Here is a 22,274-nt window from a genome sequence, read left to right on the forward strand (position 1 = left end):
GTCACGCCCGGCGAGGCGGAGCATGGAGGCATGACCTCTTCCGACGCCCGCATCGCGGACTCCCTCGCCCGGATCTCGGGCGAGCTGACCGCGGTCGTCGACCGTCTCGTCACTGAGCCCGCCGGTCTCGACGGCGTCCTCGACGTGCTGACCGACGCCGACCGCGTCTTCGTCTTCGGCGCCGGTCGCTCGGGCCTGGCGCTGCGCATGACCGCGATGCGCCTCATGCACCTCGGCCTCGACGTGCACGTCGTCGGCGAGACCACCACCCCGGCCATCGGCCCCGGCGACGCGCTCCTGACCGCGAGCGGCTCGGGCACGACGGCGGGGATCGTCCGCGCGGCCGACACCGCGACCGAGGTCGGCGCGCGCATCGTCGCGATCACCACGGCCGCCGATTCGCCGCTCGGACGCGCCGCCGACGCGCTCGTCGTGGTGCCCGCCGCGGCGAAGCTCGACCGCTCGGGAGCCGCCTCGACGCAGTACGCGGGCGGTCTCTTCGAGCAGGCCGTCGTGCTCGTCGGCGACGCGATCTTCGACGCGCTGTGGCAGCGCTCGGGGCTCTCGGCCGACGACCTCTGGCCGCGCCACGCGAACCTCGAATGATTCCTCCCTCCCCACCGCAGAAAGTAAGGACACCCGCATGAAGCTGCAGTTCGCCATGGACACCCTCACGACCGAGGCCGCCCTCGATCTCGCCGCCGCCGCGGCGCCCCACGTCGACATCCTCGAGTTGGGCACGCCGCTCATCAAGAGCGAAGGCCTCTCGGCCATCACCGCGATCAAGAAGGCGCATCCCGACAAGATCGTCTTCGCCGACCTGAAGACGATGGATGCCGGTGAGCTCGAAGCCGACATCGCCTTCGGCGCCGGTGCCGACCTCGTCACCGTGCTCGGCTCGGCCGGCGACAGCACGATCGTCGGCGCGGTCACCGCGGCCAAGAAGCACGGCAAGGGCGTCGTCGTCGACCTGATCGGGGTGGCCGACAAGCCCGCCCGCGCCCGGGAGGTCATCGCCCTCGGCGCCGAGTTCGTCGAGATGCACGCCGGCCTCGACGAGCAGGCCGAAGAGGGCTTCACCTTCGGCACGCTGCTGCGCGACGGCGAAGCGGCCGGGGTGCCGTTCTCGGTCGCGGGCGGCGTCACCGTCGCGAGCATCGCCGATGTGCAGAAGTCGGGCGCGCAGGTCGCCGTCGCCGGCAGCGCCATCTACAGCTCTCCCGACGTGGGCGCCGCCGCGGCCGCGCTCCGCGCCGCGATCGTCTGACCGCAGCCCGAGCAGAACGAAAGAGGGACCGAGCCGCACGGCTCGGTCCCTCTTATCGTGTCGAGGATCAGCCCTCGGTGGTCTCTTCGTCGTCTTCTTCGTCGTCGCCGATGATCTCGATGTCTTCGACCTCGAGCTCGGGGGTCAGCTGCACGTGCACGAGCGCGTCGGGGAACGACGTCTGGCCGGCGAACACGACGATGATGGCGTCGGCGAACACACCCACCCCGATCGCTTCGAGGTCGGTGCGCAGGTCGATGTCGGCGCTGAGCTCGTCATCGTCGAGGGCGTCCTCGATGTCGCTCGCGACCTCTTCGACGATCGCGCGCCAGCGGTCCTCGCTCACCGACAGCACGTCCTTGAGCGCGACCATGATCGCGTCGAGGTCGGAGTCGCTCTCGTCGTCGAACTCGGGGTCGAGGTCGACCTCCACCTCGACGCCGGCGGCATCCAGGTGCCCCACGCCGATGACGCTGTCTTCGTCGATCTGGGCGTCGTCGAGCAGACCGCTCTCGGTGACGCGGCGGAGGAGGTCGTTCAGCACAGACTCAGTCATGTCTCTACGATCCCACGTCGCCGGGTTTCGCGCCCGCCTCTTGCGCACGCCGCGCCGTGTGTTCAACCGGCGGCACCGAGCGGTTCACCGTCAGAGGGCCGTGGCACGCTCCGCGGCCTCGACGACGTTCGTCATGAGCAGCGCCACCGTCATCGGACCGACGCCTCCGGGGTTCGGCGAGACGAACCCGGCGACCTCGGCCACGTCGGGGTGCACATCGCCGTGAACGCGCGACTTGCCCGTCTCGGGGTCGGTCTCGCGGGTGACGCCCACGTCGAGCACCGCGGCGCCCGGCTTGACGTCTTCGGCGCGCACGATGTGCTTCACGCCGGCGGCGGCCACGATCACGTCGGCCTGACGCAGGTGCTTGGCCAGGTCGGCCGTTCCCGTGTGGGTGAGGGTAACGGTCGCGTTGATCTCGCGGCGGGTCAGCAGCAGCCCGATCGAGCGACCGATGGTGACGCCGCGGCCGACGACGACGACCTCTTTGCCCTTCAGGTCGTAGCCGCCTCGCAGCAGCAGCTCGATGACCCCGCGCGGCGTGCACGGCAGCGGAGTGGTGATCGGCGCGTTGACGTTCAGCACCAGGCGACCGAGGTTGGTGGGGTGCAGGCCGTCGGCATCTTTGGCCGGGTCGATGCGCTCGAGGATCGCGTCGGTGTCGATGTGCTTCGGCAGGGGCAGCTGCACGATGTACCCGTGGCAGGCGGGGTCGGCGTTGAGCTGGTCGATGACGGCCTCGACCTCGGCCTGCGTGGCCTCGGCGGGCAGCTCCACCTGGATCGAGTTCATGCCGATCGCCTCGGACTGCCGGTGCTTCATCCCCACGTACAGCTGCGAGGCCGGGTCGGCGCCGACGAGCACCGTCGCGATGCCCGGCACGACCCCGCGCTCGCGCAGGGCCGCGATCCGCTCGGTGAGTTCGTCTTTGATCGCCGCCGAAGCGGCCTTGCCGTCGAGAATCGTCGCCGTCATGGCATCCCTCTTCCTGGTGTCGGTCATCGTCATGCGGGGGTGTTCGAGGACGCATAAACGGCAGTGCTGCGCAGAAACACTCTCTCTGCGCGTTTATGCGCACGGACGGCGTTTATGCGTGGGGGTCGGTCGTCGAGGCATCCGGATGCCGGACCCGCGACGTCGCGACACACCCGGCGCAGGAACGCGGCAGCGGATGCCGCGACCCCGCCGCCGTGCGTCGCGGGGCGGGTGCCGGGACGAACCGCCGCGCGATGCGGCGGCCGTCCCGGCCGCGGCTCACTGCTTCAGGTCGGGGTACAGCGGGAAGGCGTCGGCCAGCACGGCCACGCGCGCGCGCAGGGCCTCGAGCTCGGCGCCGGGCTGCAGGGCCAGGGCGATGATGTCGGCCACCTCGGTGAACTCGGCGTCGCCGAAGCCGCGGGTCGCGAGCGCGGGGGTGCCGATGCGCAGGCCCGAGGTCACCATCGGCGGACGCGGGTCGTTCGGAACCGCGTTGCGGTTGACCGTGATGTGGATCTCGTGCAGCAGGTCTTCGGCCTGCTTGCCGTCGATCTCGGCGTCGCGCAGGTCGACGAGCACGAGGTGCACGTCGGTGCCGCCCGAGCGCACGGCGATGCCGGCGTTCGTGACGTCGTCCTGCGTGAGGCGGTCGGCGATGATCGACGCGCCGCGCAGGGTGCGCTCCTGGCGCTCCTTGAACTCGGGGGTCATCGCGAGCTTGAACGCGGTCGCCTTGGCGGCGATCACGTGCATGAGCGGACCACCCTGCTGGCCGGGGAAGACCGCGGTGTTGATCTTCTTGGCGAGATCGGCGTCGTTGGTGAGGATGAGGCCCGAGCGGGGGCCGCCGATCGTCTTGTGCACCGTGGTCGACACGACGTGCGCGTGCGGCACGGGGTTCGGGTGCACGCCCGCGGCGACGAGACCGGCGAAGTGCGCCATGTCGACCCACAGGTACGCGCCCACCTCGTCGGCGATCGCGCGGAACGCCTCGAAGTCGAGCTGACGGGGGTAGGCCGACCAGCCGGCGATGATGACCTTGGGCTTGTGCTCGACGGCGAGGCGGCGCACCTCGTCCATGTCGATGAGCGAGGTCTCGGGGTCGACGCCGTAGGCGACGATGTCGTACAGACGGCCCGAGAAGTTGATCTTCATGCCGTGGGTCAGGTGGCCGCCCTGGTCGAGCGAGAGGCCGAGCAGCGTGTCGCCGGGGCGGGCGATCGCGTGCAGCACGGCGGCGTTCGCGGTGGCGCCGGAGTGGGGCTGCACGTTGGCGAACTCGGAGCCGAAGAGGGCCTTGGCGCGCTCGATGGCGAGCGATTCGGCGACGTCGACTTCTTCGCAGCCGCCGTAGTACCGGCGACCCGGGTAGCCCTCGGCGTACTTGTTCGTGAGCACCGAGCCCTGCGACTGCAGCACCGACACGGGCACGAAGTTCTCGGAGGCGATCATCTCGAGGAAGCTGCGCTGGCGGTCGAGCTCACGCTCGAGCACCTGGGCGATCTCGGGGTCGACCTCGGAGAGGGGGGCGTTGAAGTACTGATCGGTCATGCGATCTCCTTGACGATGGCTTCCGGATGCCGCGGGCTCGGTCGAGTCCGCGTGAATACCGCATCGACCCAGGCGTACGGTCGAATACCGCCAAGCGGTCGCTCCCCGGTGGTGGCCCACCTCAACGCCAGTCGCGACGGTGCCACTTTAGCGGGTAATGCGTCCGCTCCCCCGCGTGTCCCGGCATCCACCGGTCCTCCACAGGGTCGTTCTCCGCTCGATGCCGAGAGACCCCGGATGCCGCGGCCCGGCGCCCACGTAAAATGACGGGGTGACCGACTCATCGAACGCCCGCGCCCAGGCGCCTCTCGCTCCCGGCATGCGTCCGCGGCCGTCGGCGCTCGAGATCGTCGGAGTGCTGTGCGGGCTGTTCGCCTTCGTGACCTTGGCCGTCTGGGGTTTCCTCGCGTGGCCGTTCCCGTGGAACATCGTCGTCGGCATCGGTGCACCCGCCCTCGCCGTGCTCGTGTGGGCCCTCTTCGTCTCGCCGCGCGCCGTGCTCGCCGTGCACCCGTTCATCCGCGCGCTGGTCGAACTGTTCGTCTACGCCGCGGCGACCGTGGCGTGGTGGAGCATGGGCCAGGCCGCGATCGGCCTCGTCTTCGCCATCGTCGCCGTCGTGGTGGGCGCGCTGAACGGTCGCCGGCGCCTGGCATGACCGCCGACGTCGTCGCGCAGCTCCGTGCCGAGCTCGGCGCGCGCGTCGACACCTCGCCCGCCGCCCTCGACGCCGCCCGGGCCGACAAGTCCGGCCACGCGGCCGAGGGCGTCCCCCTCGCCGTCGTGCACGCGGCCTCCGTCGCCGACGTGCAAGCGGTGATGCGCATCGCCTCGGCCACCGGCACCCCGGTCGTCCCGCGGGGCGCCGGTACGGGTCTCGCCGGCGGCGCCAACACCGGGGGCGGCGAGATCTCGCTGTCGCTGCGTGCCATGGACCGACTGATCGAGGTGCGCCCCGACGACCTTCTCGCCGTCGTCGAACCCGGCATCCTCAACGCCGAACTCAATGCGCTGCTCGAACCGCACGGCGTGTGGTGGGCGCCCGACCCGGCCAGTCGGGCGATCTCGACCGTCGGCGGCAACATCGCCACGGGCGCGGGCGGTTTGCTGTGCGCCAAGTACGGGGTCGTGCGCGACGCCGTCCTGGGAGTCGACCTCGTGCTCGCCGACGGGCGACTGATGCACCTGGGGCACCGCAGCGTGAAGGGCGTCACCGGGCTCGACCTCACCTCGCTCGTGATCGGGTCCGAGGGCACGCTCGGCATCGTGGTGGGCGCCACGCTCAAGCTCCGCCGCCTCATCGCGGGCGAGCGCGTCACCCTCACCGCCCTCTTCGACGGCGTGCGCGCCGCCGCGGTCGCCTCGGCCGCGGTCACGGCATCCGCACTCCAGCCCGCGATCATGGAGCTGATGGATGCCACGAGCCTCGCCGCCGTGCACCGCCTGCTGTCGCTGCCGGCCCCGCCGGTGGGCGCGGCACAGCTGACGATCCAGACCGACGGACCGGTCGCGGCCGACGAGGCCCGCGCGATCGCCGACGTGCTGACGGCCGCGGGTGGGCGCGTGTCCGTCGCCGCCGACGACGCGGAGGGCGAGGAGCTGCTGGCCGTCCGGCGCGCGATGCACCCCGCGATGGAGACCCTCGGCACCGCCCTCATCGAAGACGTCTCGGTGCCGCGCAGCGCCCTGCCCGACATGTTCGACGAGATCGCCCGGATCGAGCGCCGGTTCGACCTGGTCATCCCGACCGTCGCGCACGCGGGCGACGGCAACCTCCACCCCAACTTCGTGTTCGAGGGGCCCGAGGTGCCGCCCGTGGTGTGGCAGGCCGCCGAAGAGCTGTTCCACGCGGCCCTGCGCCTGGGCGGAACGCTCACCGGCGAGCACGGCATCGGCGTGCTCAAGCGCCGCTGGCTGGCCGACGAGCTCGGCGACGACCAGTGGCGTCTGCAGCGCGACATCGCCCGGGTGTTCGACCCGCTCGGCATCCTGAACCCGGGCAAGGTCTTCGCGCCGTGATCGCCCCCTGCATTTCTGCGGCGTGACCAGACCGTGATAATGCTCCCGGCGATTGCGCAGCAGACCCACTTACCATGGGAAGACTGACTACTGGGGGGTTTGACACATGACCGACGGCGCAAACGGCACCGACGGCGCGACCTACGCCTGGGCTCCGCCCGAGCCCACGAAGCGCAAGAACCGCTCCGGCCTGTGGATCGGCATCCCCGCCGGCGCGACGGCCGTGGCCCTCATCGCGGCCTCGCTCGTGCTCATCGCTCCCGGGGCCTCGGTCGCCGGCGTGCAGATCGGCGGTCTGACCGCCGGCGCCGCCGCGCAGGCCATCTCGACGCGACTGGCGCAGACGGCCATCACGGTCGAGAGCCCCGCCGGAGAAGTCACCGTCACCGGCGCCGATCTGGGCGCCTCGGTCGACGCGGCCGCCCTGGCCGACAAGGCGTTCTCCGAGAACCCGATGTGGAAGCCCTCGTCGTGGTTCCCGCAGGGCACCGGAGTCACCGTCGCCGTCGACCAGTCGGCTGCCGCCGTGGCTCTGCGCGACCGTGCCCCCGGCACCTACCGCGCGCCCGTCGACGCCACCGTCGCCTACGACGCCGGCTCGCAGACGTACGTCACCTCCCCCGCCGAGGCGGGCGAGGGCATCGACGTCGCCGCCGTCACCGCCGCCCTGCAGTCGGCCTTCGACTCCGGCACCCCCGCGACCACGGTCGACGCGGCGCTCGTGCCGGTCGAAGCCCCCGTCAGCACCGAAGAGGCCGACGCGGCCGTCGCCACGCTCAACGGCGTGCTCGACACCGCCGGCTTCTACGTCGGCGACGAGCGCACCGTCACCGTCGATCGCGCCACCGCCGCCTCGTGGCTCACCGTCACCCCCGACGGCAAGGGCGACTTCGCCATCTCGGCCGACACCTCCGCCATCGAGCAGGCCGTCGCCGGTCTTCCCGGCGCCGTCGACCGCGGAGCCGTGAACGCCGACGTGATCGTCGACAGCGGTGGAGAGGTCATCAAGACGCTCACCGAGGGTCAGACCGGTCGTGCCCTGGGCGACACCGCCGGCGTGGCCGCAGCTTTCGCCGCTCAGCTCGCCGACGGCAACGCCAAGTACTCCCTCGCCGTCTCCGAGACGCCGTTCGAGACCGCGAAGACCGAGCGTCGCATCGACGTCAACCTCAGCGCGCAGACGGTCACCCTGTACGAGAACGGTCAGGTCTACCGCAACTGGTCGATGTCGTCGGGCAAGACCGGGTGGGAGACCCACACCGGCACCTACCGCATCGGCTGGAAGACCTCCATGCAGGACATGGGCTGCGCTCCCGGATACGACTGGTGCACGAAGGACGTCCCCTGGGTCGCGTACTTCAACGGCGACGAGGCGTTCCACGGCACGTACTGGCACAACAACTTCGGCACCCCCATGAGCCACGGCTGCGTCAACCTCACGGTGAACAACGCCAAGGAACTCTACGACTGGGCGTACAAGGGCACCGAGGTCTCGGTCCACTACTGAGCCCGCAACGGAGAAGGGGCGGATGCCGATGGCATCCGCCCCTTCGTCGTTCCTAGCCCCGCGTCACCGCCGCGGCACGAGCGCACGTGTCCGCTCACGACTCCCGCAGAACAGCGCCGAACCGCGACACAGCCCGCGGGTCACGGCGACGTGCCGGAGTCGTGCATGAGGCACGCGCGACGCGGCCGGTCAGGCCCCGGGCCCGCGCCGAGAAACGGAAGAGGGGTGGATGCCCGTGGCATCCACCCCTCTTCCGTCAGCGTGTCAGCGACTCAGCGCAGAGCGTCGACCACCGCGTTCAGCGTGGCCGAGGGACGCATGATCTTCTCGACGAGGGCGGTGTCGGGGCGGTAATAGCCGCCGATCTCGGCCGTGTGACCCTGCACCGCGTTGAGCTCCGCGACGATGGTCTCTTCGTCGGCGGCCAGCTTCTCGGCCACCGGGGCGAAGACCCCGGCCAGTTCGGCGTCGGTCGACTGCTGTGCCAGCTCCTGCGCCCAGTACAGGGCGAGGTAGAAGTGGCTGCCGCGGTTGTCGATGGTGCCGAGGGCACGGCCGGGCGACTTGTCGTTCTCGAGGAACGTGCCGGTCGCGGCGTCGAGCGTCTGCGCGAGCACGCGGGCCTTCTCGTTGCCCGTCGTGTCGGCGAGGTGCTCCAGCGAGGCGGCCAGTGCGAAGAACTCGCCCAGCGAGTCCCAGCGCAGGTAGTCCTCTTCGAGCAGCTGCTGCACGTGCTTCGGGGCCGAACCGCCGGCGCCCGTCTCGAACAGTCCGCCGCCGGCGAGCAGCGGCACGATCGAGAGCATCTTGGCGCTGGTTCCGACCTCGAGGATCGGGAACAGGTCGGTGAGGTAGTCGCGCAGCACGTTGCCGGTCACCGAGATGGTGTCCTCGCCGCGGCGGATGCGCTCGAGCGAGTAGCGCGTGGCCTCGGCCGGCTCGAGGATCTCGATGGTGAGGCCCTCGGTGTCGTGGTCGGCGAGGTACTCGTGCACCTTGGCGATGAGGTTCTTGTCGTGCGCGCGGCTCTCGTCGAGCCAGAACACGGCCGGAACGCCCGCGGCGCGGGCACGGGTGACGGCGAGCTTCACCCAGTCGCGCACGGCGACGTCTTTGGTCTGGGTCGCGCGCCAGATGTCGCCCGTCTCGACCTCGTGCTCGAGCAGCACGTCGCCGTTCGAGGCGACGACCTGCACGCGGCCGGGGGCCGCGATCTCGAACGTCTTGTCGTGGCTGCCGTACTCTTCTGCGGCCTGGGCCATGAGACCCACGTTGGGCACCGAGCCGATGGTGGCGGGATCCAGCGGGCCGTTCGCGATGACGTCTTCGATGGTCGCCTGGTACACACCGGCGTAGGACGAGTCGGGGATGACGGCGAGGGTGTCGTCTTCTCCCCCGTCGACGCCCCACAGCTTGCCGCCGTTGCGCACGAGCGCCGGCATCGAGGCATCCACGATGACGTCGGAGGGCACGTGCAGGTTGGTGGTGCCCTTGTCGCTGTTGACGTACGACAGGCGCGGGCCGTTCGCGAGCGCGTCGCGGATCTCGGCCGCGATGGCGTCGCCGCCGTCGACGTTCGACAGACCGGCGAGGATCGAGCCCAGGCCGTCGTTCGGGGTGAGACCGGCGGCCGCGAGGGCGTCGCCGTGGCGGTCGAACACGTCGGCGAAGAAGGCCTTCACGACGTGACCGAAGATGATCGGGTCGCTGACCTTCATCATCGTGGCCTTGAGGTGCACCGAGTAGAGCACGTCGTCGGCCTTCGCCTCGGCCAACGTGTCGGCGAGGAACGCGTCGAGCGCCGCGGCCGAGAGGAACGTGGAATCCACGATCTCGCCCTGGAGGACCTTGAGGCCCTCCTTGAGCGTCGTGGTGGTGCCGTCGGCCGCGACGTGCTGGATCGTCAGCACGTCGTCGTCGGCCAGCACGACCGACTTCTCGTTCGAGCGGAAGTCGTCGTGCCCGAGGGTGGCGACGCGCGTCTTCGAGCCCGCGCCGAACGCCTTGTTGCGGTGCGGGTGCTTCTTGGCGTAGTTCTTCACGGCGAGCGGGGCACGGCGGTCGCTGTTGCCTTCGCGCAGCACGGGGTTCACGGCGGAACCCTTGATGCGGTCGTAGCGGGCGCGCACGTCTTTGTCTTCGACGCTCGACGCCTCGTCGGGGTAGTCGGGAATGTCGTATCCCTGCGCCTGCAGCTCGGCGATGGCCGCCTTCAACTGCGGGATGGATGCCGAGATGTTCGGCAGCTTGATGATGTTCGCCTCGGGCAGCGTGGCGAGTCCGCCGAGCTCGGCGAGGGCGTCGCCCACCTGCTGCTCGGGGGTCAGGCGCTGCGGGAAGGCGGCGAGGATGCGGCCGGCGAGCGAGATGTCGCGGGTCTCGACGTCGACGCCCGCCTGCTTCGTGACGGCCTGCACGATGGGCAGGAACGACGCCGTGGCAAGAGCCGGCGCCTCGTCGGTGTACGTGTAAATGATGGTGGAATCGGGCACGTCAGATCTCTCCGTAGAGGCGGCCAGGGTTGTGTTTCAGCCTATCGCACCGCGGCAAAGTCTCTTGATGTCGAGATAGTTCTCGGCATCCGCGCCCTGCCCCGACCCGCGCTGCGCCGGTCAGCGGCGCAGGCCGTGCTCGCGAGCGGTCTTCGGATTGCCCAGACTCTCGGCGGGCAGATCCACCGCCCTGCCCCAGCCGGCGCCGCCGACGGCGACGCCGCGGGCGACCAGGCCGTCGATGACCGCGTCGACGGCCTCGGCCACGGTCGGAGCCAACTCGTCGCCGAGGACCATCGACACCACGATCTCGGTGAGATCGTCGCGCGGCGTCGCCTCGACGACGACGACGGCTTCCAGCGACAGCGGGCCGAGACGGGAGGTGAGGAGCGACAGTCCCGTGCCGTTGAGGATCGTGTCGCCCACGGCGCTCCCCCGGCGGAGGACGATGACGCCGTCGGGCGCGTCGGCGCGGGTGAAACCCGCCCGGCCGAGAAGCTCGCCCACCGCGACGATGCCGGCCGTCGACTCGGAGGGCGGGACCGTGAAACGGCACGCGGCGCGGATCTTGTGGCCCCCGACGAGCGACTCGCGCCAGAGCGGGACCGCGCGCGCGGCGGCGCTCATCCGGGCCACCCGGTGGCCAGGTCGGCCTCGAGCTGCTCCACCTCGCCCACCCAGTCGTCGAGCGCCTGTCGCGTCCCGTCGAGCAGGGTGTTCATGCGGACCATTCCGGCGGACCACTCGGCCTGAGCCGACGCGTAGGCGGCCTGTGCGTCGCCCGACCACCCGCCCGACAGCGTGGCGGCCGCGGATTCGAGCGCGCTCAGACGCTCGGCGATGCCCGACTGCGCCGCCGCGATCCGGGCGGCCGCCTCGTGCGCGGCGCTGAACTCGAGTCGCATCCCGCTCATCGCGACATCCCTTCGTTCGGGCCGATCAGATCGGACAGACGGGCACGGAGCGCCGCCCCGCGGGCGAGGAGCCGCTCCCTCTCGAGCTCGAGCTCGGCGACGGGGTCGGGCTCTCCCTCGGCGTCGGCGATCGCCCGCGCCTCCTCGCCGAAGAGACCGACACCCTCGTTCGCCGCCTCTCGGACGCTGAGAGCGGCGACGCTGTCGTCGGTGCCGTCGAAGATGGCGGTGCGGCTGGTCTCGCCCAGGTCGATGCGCCCCTGCAGCACCTGCCAATCGATGCCGAGCTCCCCGGCGCGTGCGCGGCGGGCGAACTCCTCTTCGGCGTCGAGTTCTTCGTCGTCGTCGAGGGCGCGTGCCTCCGCGACGAGGGCTTCGATGCGGGCGATGCGCTGCCGGGTGAGGTCGAAGAGATCGTCGTTCATGCTGCCGCCCGCCTTCCGGTGTCGACGAGGAATCTCAGCAGGTCGTCGACCAGCAGGGCCGTCTCGACCAGTTGCGCCTTCGCCTCCACGGCACCCTCGATCGCATCGAAGATGGTGTCGACGATCGTGTAGATGAGGCGGACGAGCGAGAAGATCTTGGTCGCCAGGTGCGCACCCTCGGCCGCTGCCACGATCCAGCCCGCCACGGGAACCGTCGCCTCGGCCGCCATGCGCAGCAGCTTCTGCGAGATCTGGTTGAGGATGAGGCCGATCCCCGCGGCCGCCGACTTCGACACCAGCACCAACGTGCCGACCTTCGCCGAGACGATGTCGCACGCCGCGCCGACGCCGAACATCGTTCCGCCGATCGCCGTCATCCCCCCGCGGAACGCCAGGCCGGCCTCGCCGTCCCAGAACTCGCCCTGCTGAACGAGGCCCGCCGTGTTGTCGGCGACGGCACGGCTCGCCTCCCCCAGGTACTGCCAGGCGATCGAGACCTCTTCGATCCCCGTCCAGTCGCCGGCGAACGGCTTCATGATGACGTCTTCGAGAAGGCTGAACCCGGCGATCTTCTCGAAGACCCAGTCGACGCCTCCGAGGAGCGGACCCGCGCCCCAGCGCATCGATTCGACCTCGCTCTTCGTCGCGTTCGGCGCGACCAGGAAGCTCGAGGGATCCTGCCGCTCCACGACGCCCGTGGCCCCGACCGACCAGGAGTTCACGGCGCCCGAGATGTCGTCGACCATGCCGCGGCCGCCGCTGACGAGAGACTGACCGGCGTCGTAGGCCTGCTCGAACAGCCACGGCTCCGGATCGCCGTGCCCTGCCGGCGCCCCGCCATGCGCGGCCGGGAGGGTCGGCGGGTTCGAACGCGGATCGACGAACGGCGTCCCCCCGCCCAGCGGCGCGAGGATCTGGTTCATCCGGTCGTGCAGAGCCTTCTCCTGCTCCGCATAGGCGGCCGCGGCACCGTCGACCTTGTCGGCCGCGGAGTTCATCACCTGCGCCAGTCCATCGGCGATCTGCACACCCACCACGGCGATCGCGAGCGAGAGCGCCGTGAACGGCATCATGATCATCCCCGTATCGGCGGGGGTCAGAATGCCACGGTCCTGCACGTACCGCGACATCGCGGGGAGGTGCTGCTCACCTTGGCGGCGAAGCGTCTGCGAGCACAGGGCCAACTGTCCGTAATCCACACGCATTCGACAAGCCTAATCGGGGCCTGCGCGCACTTCGCAAGCCCCCTGCGTGCTCGTTGGTTCACCCCGGCCTTGGGGCTGAGGGATCGGGCCGCTAGCCTGGGCGCATGGCTGACCTGCGTCTCGTCGAACTGTCCGCCGCCACGATCGTGGCCGTGAACACCCTGTCGCTCAAGCCCGGGCAGGAGCAGTTCCTCGCTCCCGTCAGCTACGGCATCGCCGCGACGGTGAGCAATCCCCAGACGTCGTGGCAGCGCGTGGTGCTCGACGGCGACGAGGTCGTCGGCTTCGTCAGCGCCAACTTCGACCCCGAGGCCCACGAGGAGCACTTCCGCTCCGTGCTGTGGCGCATCAACGTCGACGCCGATGAGCAGGGCCGCGGCGTCGGCAGCTACGCGATCGCCGCCGTCCTCGAAGAGGCACGCGGTCGCGGGATGGATCACGTCGACGTCATCTACGAACCCGGCGTCGGCGGCCCCGAGGCCTTCTTCGAGCGCGTCGGCTTCGAGGCGGTCGGCGAGACCGAGTACGGCGAGGTCATCGCACGCACCAGCGTCTGACGCCCGCGGCACCGCCTGCACCTCGAACCACGGATGCCACGCTCCCCGCGACGCGGGAGGCGTGGCATCCGTCATTTCAACGTGCCCCGAGGGCTCTGCCTCACACCAGCGACTGGCGCCAGGCGGCGTGCAGCTGGGCGAACTTGCCCGTGCCCGCGATGAGGGCCGCGGGGGCGTCGTCTTCGATGATGCGGCCGTGCTCCATGACCAGCACGCGATCGGCGATCGCGACCGTCGAGAGGCGGTGGGCGATGATGATCGCGGTGCGGTCGGCGAGCAGGGTCTGCAGCGCGTCCTGGATCTGACGTTCGCTCGGAATGTCGAGCGACGCCGTCGCCTCGTCGAGGATCAGCACCGCGGGATCGGCGAGGAACGCGCGCGCGAACGAGATCAGCTGACGCTGACCCGCCGAGACACGCCCACCGCGCTTGTTCACGTCGGTCTCGTAGCCGTCGGGCAGCTTCTCGATGAAGCCGTCGGCGCCCACGGCGCGCGCCGCCGCGCGGATCTCGTCCATCGTGGCGTCGGGCTTACCCAGTGCGATGTTGTCGGCCACGGTCCCGCTGAACAGATAGGCCTCTTGCGTGACCATGACGATCGCGCGGCGGAGGTCCTTCGGGTGCAACCGACGCAGGTCGACGTCGTCGAGGGTGACCGCCCCCTGCGAGGGGTCGTAGAAACGCGAGATGAGCTTCGCGAGCGTCGTCTTGCCGGCGCCCGTGGTGCCGACCAGGGCGATCGTCTGCCCCGCGGGGATGTCGAGCGAGAAGTTCGGCAGGATGACGCGACCTTCGGCGTAGCCGAAGGTGACCTCGTCGAAGCGCACGTGCCCCCGGGCGTTCCACAGGTCGACCGGGTCGCTGGGGTCGGGAACCGTCGGCTCCTCCTCGAGCACGCCCGACACCTTCTCGAGGGCGGCCGTGGCCGACTGGTAGGAGTTCAAGAAGAACGCGACCTCTTGCAGCGGCGAGAAGAAGTTGCGCACGTACAGCACCGCCGCCGTCAGCGCGCCGATCTCGAGCGGACCCGCGATGACACGGCCGCCGCCCCAGAGCAGCACCAGGGCGACCGACACCGCGGCCACGGCCATGATGCCGGGCTCGAAGGTGCCGAAGAGGCGGATCGAGCGCATGTTGACGTCGCGGTACGCGCCGGACAGGGCGCCGAAGTCCTCGTCGTTGCGGGGTTCCTTCCGGAAGGCCTTCACGGCGCGGATGCCGGTCATGGTCTCGACGAACTTCACGATGACCTGGGCGCTGATGACGCGCGACTCGCGGTAGATCACCTGCGACCGCCGGTAGAACCACCGCATGAGCAGGTACATCGGAATGCCCATGACGGTCAGGATCACGCCCGACTGCCAATCGATGAGGAAGAGCGCCGCGAGCGTGAACAACCCGTACAGCACCCCCGACACCAGCTCGTTCAGACCGCCGTCGAGCAGCTCGCGGATCGTGTCGAGATCGCTCGTCTGACGCGAGATGATGCGGCCCGACGTGTACGACTCGTGGAACTCGAGGCTCAGCTTCTGCGTGTGCAGGAAGATGCGTTTGCGCAGATCCAGCATCACCGCCTGGGTGAGGCGTGCGGCGACGACGACGTACCACCCGATCAGCACGGCCCCGCCGATACCGGCGAGCAGGTACACCCCGACGACGCCGATGGTCGGCATCCAATCGCTCTGCTCGATGACGGCGGGCAGAGCGTTGTCGATGCCGTAGGCGATGAGCGCGGGGCCGGCGACGCGCAGCGCCGTCGACACGACGAGCACCGCCGCGGCGAGGATCAGCTGCCCGCGCAGGGGCGACACGAGAGAGCCCAGCAGGCGGAGCGAGCGCTGCCGGATCGAGCGGCTCTCGGCGCTCGTGTAGTCGGAGCGGTCTTCGCCGCTGGTGCCGGAGACGGTAGCGGTGCTCATCGGGTCGCCTCCTTCTCGGTGAGGGCATCGTCGTCGGAGGTGGTGATGACGGGAATGGCGCCGGTGCGGGCTTCGCGTTCGGCCTCTTCGAGGCTCGAGATGACGTACCGGTAGTGGTCGCTCTCGCGCAGCAGATCGGAGTGCACTCCGACGGCGGTGACGCGGCCGTCTTCGAGCAATGCCACGCGATCGGCGAGCGTCACGGTCGACGGGCGGTGAGCCACCACCAGGGCGGTCGTGGAGCTGAGCACCTCGCGGAGCGCGTCTTCGACGAGCGCCTCGGTGTCGACGTCGAGCGCCGACAGCGGGTCGTCGAGCACGAGCACGGCGGGCCGCGCCGCGACCGCGCGGGCGAGGGCCAGACGCTGCCGCTGGCCGCCCGACAGGCTGAGGCCCTCTTCGCCGATCACGGTGTCGAGGCCGTCGGGCAGCTCGTAGACGAAGTGCGCCTGGGCGACCTGCAGGGCTTCGCGCAGGACCTCCTCGGCCTCGTCGGACCCCGGAGTGAGGTCTTCTCGGCCGAGCAGGATGTTGTCGCGCACGGTCTGCGAGAACAGCGTCGCGTCTTCGAAGGCCATGCCCACGTGACGGCGCAGCTCGGCGAGCGTCAGGTCGCGCACGTCGACGCCGTCGATCAGCACGCGGCCGCCGGTGACGTCGTACAGGCGCCCCGGCAGGGTGGTCAGCGTGGTCTTGCCCGAACCGGTGAGTCCGACCAGGGCCATGGTCTCGCCGGGCCGCAGCACCAGGTCGATGCCGTCGAGAAGATCGGGTTCGGTGGCCGCCGCATCCTGGTAACGGAAGTGCACGTCCTCGAACGTGAGTTCTCCGCGGGGTGCGGTCAGGGTGCGCGGGTTCTCGGGATCGACGATGGTGTTCTGCTCGTCGAACACCTCGAAGATGCGGTCGGTCGCCGTGCGGGCATCGAGCAGGAACGAGAAGAGGAAGCCGATGGACTCCATCGGCCACCGCAGCACGGTCGCCATCGCGAAGAACGCAACGAGCTCGGCGACCTGCAGCTGCCCGAGCTGCGTCAGTACGATGCCGGCGCCCAGGCACACGGCGAAGGCGATGTCGGGCAGCAGCACCAGGAAGAACCAGATCCAGCCGACGGCGCGCGCCTTGTCGATCTCGGTCTCGCGCAGCGACTCGGCCTGGCGGGTGAACTTCTGCAGGGCGTGCCGGCCCCGGCCGAAGGCCTTGAGGACCCGGATCCCGTGGACGCTCTCTTCCACGGCGGTGGCGAGGTCGCCGGCCTGATCCTGGCTCTGACGGGTCAGCGCGCCGTACCGCTTCTCGAATCGGAACCCGACGTAGATGACGGGCGCGGAGGTGACGAGGAACAGCGCGCCGAGCAGCCAGTGCCACCGGAACAGCAGGACGGCGCCGATGACGATGGTCAGCATGTTGACCACGAGCAGGATGACGCCGAAGGCGAGCCAGCGGCGCAGCATGCTGATGTCCTGCATCATGCGCGAGAGCAGCTGGCCCGACTGCCACCGGTCGTGGAACGCCACCGGAAGACGCTGCAGCCGCGAGTAGAACGATTGGCGCAGGTCGTACTCGACCTTGGTGGCCGGCCCGAGCACGAACCAGCGACGCAGCCACACCATCGCGGCTTCGGCGAGGCCGAGGCCGAGCACGGCCAGCGAGCCCCACACGAGCGCGGTCGGGTCGAGCGAGGCGATGGGACCGGCGACGATCTGTTCGAGAACGAGGGGGATCGCCAGGGCCAGCAGGCTCGCGACGAGCGCGGTGCCGGCACCGGCGATGAGGCGCGGCAGCACCGGGCGAGCGATGGGAAGAAGGCGCGCGAGGGCGCGCGGCGTGGAGAGGTGCGGGCGGGGCGTGGAGGTGGTCATGATCCTCGAGGAGTCGAAGCGGGCGCCGGGATCGGGCGCGGAGGGGGAAGCCGTGAAGCGGCGCGACGAAGATCGTCGGGCAGGGCGGAACGGACGCGCCGAAGCGCGGAACGCGGGGCCCTAGGCGGGTCGGCCGGGGCGCGCGACGACGAAGGGCGCGGCAACCGGGGCGACGGGGGCGTCGATTCGGTACATGGCATCCTCCTAGATCGGCGTGAGCCACCGCGGGGGGACGGCAGCCCTCCAGAGTATCCCTGAGCGAAGCTCGGGGGCAAGAGTGTCTTCCGGGCCTCGATCGTCAGGCCGCCGACTCGCGCGCCAGCAGGCTCTCTTTCACCGGCGTGCCCCACGCGAAGCCGCCCATCGTTCCGTCTCCGCGGAGCACCCGGTGACAGGGCACGAAGAGCGCGACGGCGTTGCGCGCGCAGATCGATGCCGCGGCGCGCACCGCCGACGGCGCCCCCAGGGCGGCGGCGAAGCCGGTGTAGGTCAGCGGGGTCCCGGCCGGAATGCGCCGAAGGGCCTCCCATCCGGTCCGCTGCAGCGGGGTGCCCCACTGAGCGACGGCGACGGAGTCGATGGCGGCGATGGCTCCGTCGTAGTACGCGCGCACCGCCTCGGCCGCCGCGGTCTCACCGGCGACGATGTCGACTGGACGACGTTCGGGGCGGAGCCGCGCGAGCACGGCGTCGGTCTCGGCGGTCCAGCCCGAGACGATCACCCGATCGGCGTCGTCGGCGAGGACCGCGAACGGCCCGTCGGGGGTGTCCAGGAACTGGAGGGTGGCGGTGCTCATTCGGATCGCTCGCTTTCAGGCGCGGGAGGGGAAGAAGGAAGGACCACATCGACCGCCCCGAGGTCGACGCGGGTGCTCGTCGTCCGCCGGCGCGGGCGCGTCACGGCGGCCGCCGCGGCCGTCTCGGCCGGGGAGCGCCATGCCTGGGTCACCGGGGCGGCGTACCAGTAGTGCGCCATCGCGTAGCTGCGCCAGGGCGCCAGGCGCTCCGACCACGCGGTGAAGCCCGCGGGGTCGGACGGCAGCCCCAGCGCCGCCGCGCCGGCCCGGGCGGCCACGTCGCCGGGGAGCAGCACGTCGGGGTCGCCGAGCACGCGCATGCGCACGTAGTCGGCGGTCCACGGCCCGATCCCGCGCCGGGCGAGGAGCCTGGCGCGCTGCTCCGTGGCGTCATCGCCGGCACCGAGTTCGAGGGTGCCGTCGCTGAGTGCCGCGGCGGCCTCGACGATGGCGCGCATGCGCGCAGCGGGTCCGCGCAGCACCTCGAGACCCCGTTCCGCGATCGCCGCCGGCGTCGGGAAGAGGGTCATCGCCTCGGGGCCGACGGCGACCCGCTCGCCGAGTTCGGCTGACAGACGGCCCTGCATCGTGCGGGCGGCGGCGACGCTGATCTGCTGCCCGATCATGGCGCGCAGCAGCATCTCGTCGGCGTCGACGGCCCCGGGCACCCGGACACCGGGGATGGCGGCCACGGCGGGGGCGAGCTCGGGATGCCGGGCCAGGGCCTCATCGATCGCGAGCGGATCGGCGTCAAGGTCGAACAATCGCCGAATGCGCGAGATGAGGGTGCCGAGGTCGGCCAGGGCCGACAGCCGCGCTCGCAGACGCAGCCGCCCGTCTTCGGCGAGGCGCACCTCGAACCAGGCCGGACCGCCGGGCAGCCGCACGACCCGCGCGAACGAACGGTCGTCGCCCTGCTCGACACCGGGGATGGCGTGCGCCCTCATCCACCCGAAGAGACCGGTCGTGTCGATCGGTACTCGCACGGGCAAGGCGAGGTCGATCTCACCCGCCGACGCCTCGATGCCGGACGCGTGCGAGCGTCGAGCGCGCAGATCGCGCGGAGGCATGCCGAACACCTCGCCGATCGTCTCGGTGAACTGCCGGATGCTCGTGAACCCCGCCGAGAACGCGACATCGGCCGACGACAGGTCGGTGCCCACGAGCAGGGTGCGAGCCGTATGTGCCCGGTGCGCGCGAGCGAGGGCCAGGGGGCCGGCGCCGAGCTCCGCGGCGAGCAGGCGCGTGAGATGACGCGACGAATAGCCGAGGCGCCGGGCCAGACCGGGGACACCCTCGCGATCGACGACGCCGTCGGCGATGAGACGCATCGCGCGCGCCACGACGTCTCCGCGCACGTCCCACTGGGGCGAGCCGGGAGCGGCCTCGGGCAGACATCTCTTGCACGCGCGGTAGCCCGCCTCGTGGGCTGCGGCCGACGTGGCGTAGAAGGTGACGTTCTCTTCGTTCGGCGTGCGTGCGGGGCAGCTCGGGCGGCAGTAGATGCGGGTGGACCGCACGGCCGTGACGAACTGCCCGTCGAAGCGTCGGTCGCGCGACTGGATGACGCGATAGCGCTCGGCGAAGCCCGGAGCGTCGGCCACGGTGGGGGTCATGGCATCCACCCTGCCACCGACCTCCGACATCGGCTGGCGGAAATCGGACACGGCCGTGAGGCGCGCCCGCCGCCCCCACACGCGCCCCCGTCGCGAGACGCCGTCTCGCGCAGGACGACTGCCCCGGCCCCGCACCCGCACGAGCACGAACGCCCGAGCTGGCGAGGCACTGCGCGAGGCCTGTCGATGGCAAGCGGAGGCCTGCCGCTCCGCGCGCAACCCCTGCGCGATGTCGGTGGCCGTCGATAGCGTGAGGATCATGAGCGAACGCGAATACGACCTCATCGTCATTGGTGCCGGCCCCGTCGGCGAGAACGTGGCCGACCGTGCCGTGCAGGCCGGTCTCACCGCCGCGATCGTCGAGTCCGAACTCGTCGGCGGCGAGTGCTCGTACTGGGCGTGCATGCCCTCGAAGGCCCTGCTCCGTAGCGCCGCTGCCCTGCGCGCGGCCCGCGACGTCGACGGAGCCCGGCAGGCCGTCACCGGCGACCTCGACGTCGCCGCCGTGCTGCGCCGCCGCGACACCATGACCAGCGGATACGACGACTCCGGTCAGGTCGAATGGTTGCAGGGCGCGGGGATCGACCTCGTGCGCGGACACGGCCGCCTCTCGGGTGAGAAGACCGTTCGCGTCACCGCCGAAGACGGCTCCACGACCGATCTCGTCGCGCGTCACGCCGTCGCCGTCTGCACCGGTACCGCCGCACTCCTGCCCGACATCCCGGGCCTCGCCGACATCTCGCCCTGGACCAGCCGCGAAGCCACCGCCGTGCAGCAGGTGCCCGGCTCGCTCGCGATCATCGGCGGAGGCGTGGTCGGCGCCGAGATGGCGACCGCGTTCCAGAGCCTCGGCACCGACGTCACGATCATCGCCCGCTCCGGCCTGCTCGGCACCAACGAGCCGTTCGCCGGAGAGCTGGTCGCATCGTCGCTCCGCGACCGCGGCGTGACCGTCAAGAACGGAGCGGATGCCACGGCAGCCCGCCGCGACGGCGACGGACGCGCGGTGCTCGATCTCTCCGACGGCACCACCGTCACGGCCGACGAGGTCCTCGTCGCGGTCGGTCGCACTCCGCGCACCGGCGACCTCGGACTGGATGCCGTGGGCCTCGAGGCCGACACCTGGCTCGACGTCGACGACACCCTGCTCGTACGCGGGTTCGATTGGCTCTACGCCGTGGGCGACGTCAACCACCGCGCTCTCCTCACCCACCAGGGCAAGTACCAGGCGCGGGCGGCGGGCGACGTGATCGCGGCGCGGGCGCAGGGCGGCGAGGTCGACGACGCCCCATGGGGTGCCCACGTCGCCACGGCCGATCACGACGCCGTCCCCCAGGTGACCTTCACCGACCCCGAGGTCGCCTCGGTCGGTCTCACCGCCAAGAAGGCCGAGCAGAAGGGCCTGAACGTGAAGGTGCTCGACTACGACCTCGCGAGCATCGCCGGGTCGAGCGAGCAGTCCGACTCCTACGTGGGCCAGGCCCGCGCGATCGTCGATCTCGACCGGGGCGTGCTCGTGGGCGCCACGTTCGTCGGGCCCGACATCGCCGAGCTGCTGCACTCCGCCACGATCGCGATCGTCGGCGAAGTGCCGGTGAAGCGCCTCTGGCACGCGGTGCCGTCGTACCCGACGGTCAGCGAGGTCTGGCTGCGGCTGCTCGAGACGCTCGGGCGCGACTCGGCCTGACGCCGACCCGCGCGGGTGGGGCTTCGCGTGCACTGGGCCTCGCGTGCGCCGGGCTTCCCGCGAGCCGGGCTTCGCGTGCACCGGGCTCCACGCGCACTGATGAGCTCACGCGCGTCGCGCTAGGGTCGCTGCATGTCCCGCAGCGTCGCCCTCATCCGCGGTGTCGGCGGTCCCACGGCGCTGAAGATGGCCGCGCTGCGCGAGGTGTTGGCATCCGCGGGTCTCGGTGGGGTCGAGACGCTGCAGGTCGCGGGCAACGTCGTGCTCGATAACGCCGGACGCTCCCCCGCCGACATCGCGTCGGTGGTCCGCGAGGCGGTGCGCGGGGCGTTCGGATTCGATCTACCGGTCATCGTGCGCACGCACGCCGAGCTGGCCGGCAGCCGCGCCCGCAACCCCTACGCCGATGCACCGGAGGGCCGCTGGGTGCAGACGGTGTTCCTCGACGCGAGACCCGCCGCCCGGCTCGAGCTGCCAGACGGCGTGCCCGAGGAGGCGGTGCTCGACGGCCGCGAGGTCTTCGTGCGCTACCCCGAGGGCATCGGCGGGTCGAAGCTGCAGGCGGGCTGGTTCGAGAAACGCCTCGGCGTCACCGGCACCGCGCGCAACGCCAACACCGTCGCGAAGCTCATCGCGATGAGCGCCTGACGCGCGTCCGCCGCCCCGTGTCTGCCGCGCGCATCCGCGCCACCCCGGCCGCGCACATAAACGCTATTCCTCCGCATAAACGCCGCGACAGCGCGTTTATGCGCAGAATCAGCGTTTATGCCTCAGCACACGCTCACACCGCGGCCCGAGTGCGCGACCGCGGCGCGCCCGGCACGCGTCCCGCACCACACCGGCCCCGCGCATAAACGCTGTTCCCGCGGATAAACGCGGCGACAGCGCGTTTATGCGCACGAATAGCGTTTATGCGTCGGGGGC

The 22,274-nt window shown here is 70.9% G+C and carries 20 protein-coding genes and 1 riboswitch; of the genes, 8 read left to right on the forward strand and 12 right to left on the reverse strand.

All coding sequences use genetic code 11. The features are described from left to right. Positions 1–30 precede the first annotated feature (30 nt). Positions 31–606: a 6-phospho-3-hexuloisomerase gene (gene hxlB / locus BJP65_RS05200; RefSeq protein ID WP_070408440.1), complete on the forward strand. Its 576-nt coding sequence runs from the start codon at positions 31–33 to the stop codon at positions 604–606. Positions 607–643: 37 nt separating this feature from the next. Next, positions 644–1,267, forward strand: a complete 624-nt coding sequence (gene hxlA, locus BJP65_RS05205) for a 3-hexulose-6-phosphate synthase (protein WP_070408441.1) — start codon at positions 644–646, stop codon at positions 1,265–1,267. Positions 1,268–1,334: 67 nt separating this feature from the next. On the opposite strand, the gene BJP65_RS05210 is transcribed toward hxlA, so the two are convergent. From BJP65_RS05210 to glyA, 3 genes are all read right to left on the reverse strand, one after another. Beyond that, positions 1,335–1,823: a cytochrome C5 gene (locus BJP65_RS05210; RefSeq protein WP_156784816.1), complete on the reverse strand. Its 489-nt coding sequence runs from the start codon at positions 1,821–1,823 to the stop codon at positions 1,335–1,337. 90 nt (positions 1,824–1,913) lie between these two features. Continuing rightward, on the reverse strand, positions 1,914–2,798 hold the full coding sequence (locus BJP65_RS05215; RefSeq protein WP_070408443.1) for a bifunctional methylenetetrahydrofolate dehydrogenase/methenyltetrahydrofolate cyclohydrolase: 885 nt from the start codon (positions 2,796–2,798) through the stop codon (positions 1,914–1,916). A 279-nt stretch (positions 2,799–3,077) separates the two neighbouring features. Then, the gene (gene glyA / locus BJP65_RS05220) at positions 3,078–4,352 is read right to left on the reverse strand and encodes a serine hydroxymethyltransferase (protein ID WP_070408444.1); all 1,275 of its coding nucleotides are present in this window, start codon (positions 4,350–4,352) and stop codon (positions 3,078–3,080) included. Positions 4,353–4,411: 59 nt separating this feature from the next. Beyond that, a riboswitch (ZMP/ZTP riboswitch) is annotated at positions 4,412–4,497 on the reverse strand. Between the two features lie 126 nt (positions 4,498–4,623). Between glyA and BJP65_RS05225 the strand changes: the two genes are divergently transcribed. The 3 genes from BJP65_RS05225 to BJP65_RS05235 all read left to right on the forward strand — a co-directional run bounded on the left by BJP65_RS05225 (position 4,624) and on the right by BJP65_RS05235 (position 7,878). After that, a complete protein-coding gene (locus BJP65_RS05225; protein WP_258027528.1) occupies positions 4,624–5,010 on the forward strand; it encodes a YrdB family protein in 387 nt (128 codons plus the stop codon). Then, positions 5,007–6,371, forward strand: a complete 1,365-nt coding sequence (locus tag BJP65_RS05230; RefSeq protein WP_070408445.1) for an FAD-binding oxidoreductase — start codon at positions 5,007–5,009, stop codon at positions 6,369–6,371. Before BJP65_RS05225 ends, BJP65_RS05230 begins: the two co-directional genes overlap by 4 nt. Positions 6,372–6,477: 106 nt before the next feature. Further along, a complete protein-coding gene (locus BJP65_RS05235; RefSeq protein ID WP_070408446.1) occupies positions 6,478–7,878 on the forward strand; it encodes a L,D-transpeptidase family protein in 1,401 nt (466 codons plus the stop codon). Between the two features lie 272 nt (positions 7,879–8,150). Here BJP65_RS05235 and BJP65_RS05240 read toward each other — a convergent pair whose 3' ends face one another. From BJP65_RS05240 to BJP65_RS05260, 5 genes are all read right to left on the reverse strand, one after another. Next, the gene (locus tag BJP65_RS05240; protein ID WP_070408447.1) at positions 8,151–10,370 is read right to left on the reverse strand and encodes an NADP-dependent isocitrate dehydrogenase; all 2,220 of its coding nucleotides are present in this window, start codon (positions 10,368–10,370) and stop codon (positions 8,151–8,153) included. A 120-nt stretch (positions 10,371–10,490) separates the two neighbouring features. Beyond that, positions 10,491–10,997, reverse strand: a complete 507-nt coding sequence (locus BJP65_RS05245) for a hypothetical protein (RefSeq protein ID WP_156458724.1) — start codon at positions 10,995–10,997, stop codon at positions 10,491–10,493. After that, positions 10,994–11,284 (reverse strand): WXG100 family type VII secretion target, encoded by a 291-nt coding sequence (locus BJP65_RS05250; RefSeq protein WP_055834234.1) that lies wholly within the window; start codon positions 11,282–11,284, stop codon positions 10,994–10,996. Before BJP65_RS05250 ends, BJP65_RS05245 begins: the two co-directional genes overlap by 4 nt. After that, positions 11,281–11,709: a hypothetical protein gene (locus BJP65_RS05255; RefSeq protein WP_070408449.1), complete on the reverse strand. Its 429-nt coding sequence runs from the start codon at positions 11,707–11,709 to the stop codon at positions 11,281–11,283. The genes BJP65_RS05250 and BJP65_RS05255 overlap by 4 nt, the downstream gene beginning before the upstream one ends. Continuing rightward, positions 11,706–12,914 carry a hypothetical protein gene (locus BJP65_RS05260; RefSeq protein ID WP_156784817.1) on the reverse strand — a complete coding sequence of 403 codons (1,209 nt, stop codon included), beginning with the start codon at positions 12,912–12,914 and terminating at the stop codon, positions 11,706–11,708. Before BJP65_RS05260 ends, BJP65_RS05255 begins: the two co-directional genes overlap by 4 nt. A 104-nt stretch (positions 12,915–13,018) precedes the next feature. On the opposite strand from BJP65_RS05260, the gene BJP65_RS05265 reads away from it, so the two are divergent. Continuing rightward, positions 13,019–13,471 (forward strand): GNAT family N-acetyltransferase, encoded by a 453-nt coding sequence (locus BJP65_RS05265; protein WP_070408451.1) that lies wholly within the window; start codon positions 13,019–13,021, stop codon positions 13,469–13,471. Positions 13,472–13,571: 100 nt separating this feature from the next. On the opposite strand, the gene BJP65_RS05270 is transcribed toward BJP65_RS05265, so the two are convergent. The 4 genes from BJP65_RS05270 to BJP65_RS05285 all read right to left on the reverse strand — a co-directional run bounded on the left by BJP65_RS05270 (position 13,572) and on the right by BJP65_RS05285 (position 19,663). Further along, on the reverse strand, positions 13,572–15,389 hold the full coding sequence (locus BJP65_RS05270) for an ABC transporter ATP-binding protein (RefSeq protein WP_070408452.1): 1,818 nt from the start codon (positions 15,387–15,389) through the stop codon (positions 13,572–13,574). After that, positions 15,386–17,251 carry an ABC transporter ATP-binding protein gene (locus BJP65_RS05275; RefSeq protein ID WP_055834222.1) on the reverse strand — a complete coding sequence of 622 codons (1,866 nt, stop codon included), beginning with the start codon at positions 17,249–17,251 and terminating at the stop codon, positions 15,386–15,388. The genes BJP65_RS05270 and BJP65_RS05275 overlap by 4 nt, the downstream gene beginning before the upstream one ends. Positions 17,252–17,549: 298 nt before the next feature. Continuing rightward, positions 17,550–18,047 (reverse strand): methylated-DNA--[protein]-cysteine S-methyltransferase, encoded by a 498-nt coding sequence (locus tag BJP65_RS05280; RefSeq protein WP_070408453.1) that lies wholly within the window; start codon positions 18,045–18,047, stop codon positions 17,550–17,552. Then, positions 18,044–19,663: an AlkA N-terminal domain-containing protein gene (locus BJP65_RS05285; protein ID WP_070408454.1), complete on the reverse strand. Its 1,620-nt coding sequence runs from the start codon at positions 19,661–19,663 to the stop codon at positions 18,044–18,046. Before BJP65_RS05285 ends, BJP65_RS05280 begins: the two co-directional genes overlap by 4 nt. 259 nt (positions 19,664–19,922) lie before the next feature. On the opposite strand from BJP65_RS05285, the gene BJP65_RS05290 reads away from it, so the two are divergent. Together BJP65_RS05290 and BJP65_RS05295 are read left to right on the forward strand one after the other, a co-directional pair. Beyond that, positions 19,923–21,350 carry an NAD(P)/FAD-dependent oxidoreductase gene (locus tag BJP65_RS05290; RefSeq protein ID WP_070408455.1) on the forward strand — a complete coding sequence of 476 codons (1,428 nt, stop codon included), beginning with the start codon at positions 19,923–19,925 and terminating at the stop codon, positions 21,348–21,350. Positions 21,351–21,482: 132 nt separating this feature from the next. Next, positions 21,483–21,998, forward strand: a complete 516-nt coding sequence (locus tag BJP65_RS05295; RefSeq protein WP_070408456.1) for a DUF1697 domain-containing protein — start codon at positions 21,483–21,485, stop codon at positions 21,996–21,998. Positions 21,999–22,274 lie beyond the last annotated feature (276 nt).

The organism is Microbacterium sp. BH-3-3-3, assembly GCF_001792815.1.
Lineage (GTDB): Bacteria > Actinomycetota > Actinomycetes > Actinomycetales > Microbacteriaceae > Microbacterium.

Bases quoted from the DNA above. Each gene is read 5' to 3' on its own strand.
- hxlB (WP_070408440.1), top strand. From the start codon at position 31: ATGACCTCTTCCGACGCCCGCATCGCGGACTCCCTCGCCCGGATCTCG.
- hxlA (WP_070408441.1), top strand. From the start codon at position 644: ATGAAGCTGCAGTTCGCCATGGACACCCTCACGACCGAGGCCGCCCTC.
- BJP65_RS05210 (WP_156784816.1), bottom strand. From the start codon at position 1,823: ATGACTGAGTCTGTGCTGAACGACCTCCTCCGCCGCGTCACCGAGAGC.
- BJP65_RS05215 (WP_070408443.1), bottom strand. From the start codon at position 2,798: ATGACGGCGACGATTCTCGACGGCAAGGCCGCTTCGGCGGCGATCAAA.
- glyA (WP_070408444.1), bottom strand. From the start codon at position 4,352: ATGACCGATCAGTACTTCAACGCCCCCCTCTCCGAGGTCGACCCCGAG.
- BJP65_RS05230 (WP_070408445.1), top strand. From the start codon at position 5,007: ATGACCGCCGACGTCGTCGCGCAGCTCCGTGCCGAGCTCGGCGCGCGC.
- BJP65_RS05235 (WP_070408446.1), top strand. From the start codon at position 6,478: ATGACCGACGGCGCAAACGGCACCGACGGCGCGACCTACGCCTGGGCT.
- BJP65_RS05245 (WP_156458724.1), bottom strand. From the start codon at position 10,997: ATGAGCGCCGCCGCGCGCGCGGTCCCGCTCTGGCGCGAGTCGCTCGTC.
- BJP65_RS05250 (WP_055834234.1), bottom strand. From the start codon at position 11,284: ATGAGCGGGATGCGACTCGAGTTCAGCGCCGCGCACGAGGCGGCCGCC.
- BJP65_RS05255 (WP_070408449.1), bottom strand. From the start codon at position 11,709: ATGAACGACGATCTCTTCGACCTCACCCGGCAGCGCATCGCCCGCATC.
- BJP65_RS05260 (WP_156784817.1), bottom strand. From the start codon at position 12,914: ATGCGTGTGGATTACGGACAGTTGGCCCTGTGCTCGCAGACGCTTCGC.
- BJP65_RS05265 (WP_070408451.1), top strand. From the start codon at position 13,019: ATGGCTGACCTGCGTCTCGTCGAACTGTCCGCCGCCACGATCGTGGCC.
- BJP65_RS05270 (WP_070408452.1), bottom strand. From the start codon at position 15,389: ATGAGCACCGCTACCGTCTCCGGCACCAGCGGCGAAGACCGCTCCGAC.
- BJP65_RS05275 (WP_055834222.1), bottom strand. From the start codon at position 17,251: ATGACCACCTCCACGCCCCGCCCGCACCTCTCCACGCCGCGCGCCCTC.
- BJP65_RS05280 (WP_070408453.1), bottom strand. From the start codon at position 18,047: ATGAGCACCGCCACCCTCCAGTTCCTGGACACCCCCGACGGGCCGTTC.
- BJP65_RS05285 (WP_070408454.1), bottom strand. From the start codon at position 19,663: ATGACCCCCACCGTGGCCGACGCTCCGGGCTTCGCCGAGCGCTATCGC.
- BJP65_RS05290 (WP_070408455.1), top strand. From the start codon at position 19,923: ATGAGCGAACGCGAATACGACCTCATCGTCATTGGTGCCGGCCCCGTC.
- BJP65_RS05295 (WP_070408456.1), top strand. From the start codon at position 21,483: ATGTCCCGCAGCGTCGCCCTCATCCGCGGTGTCGGCGGTCCCACGGCG.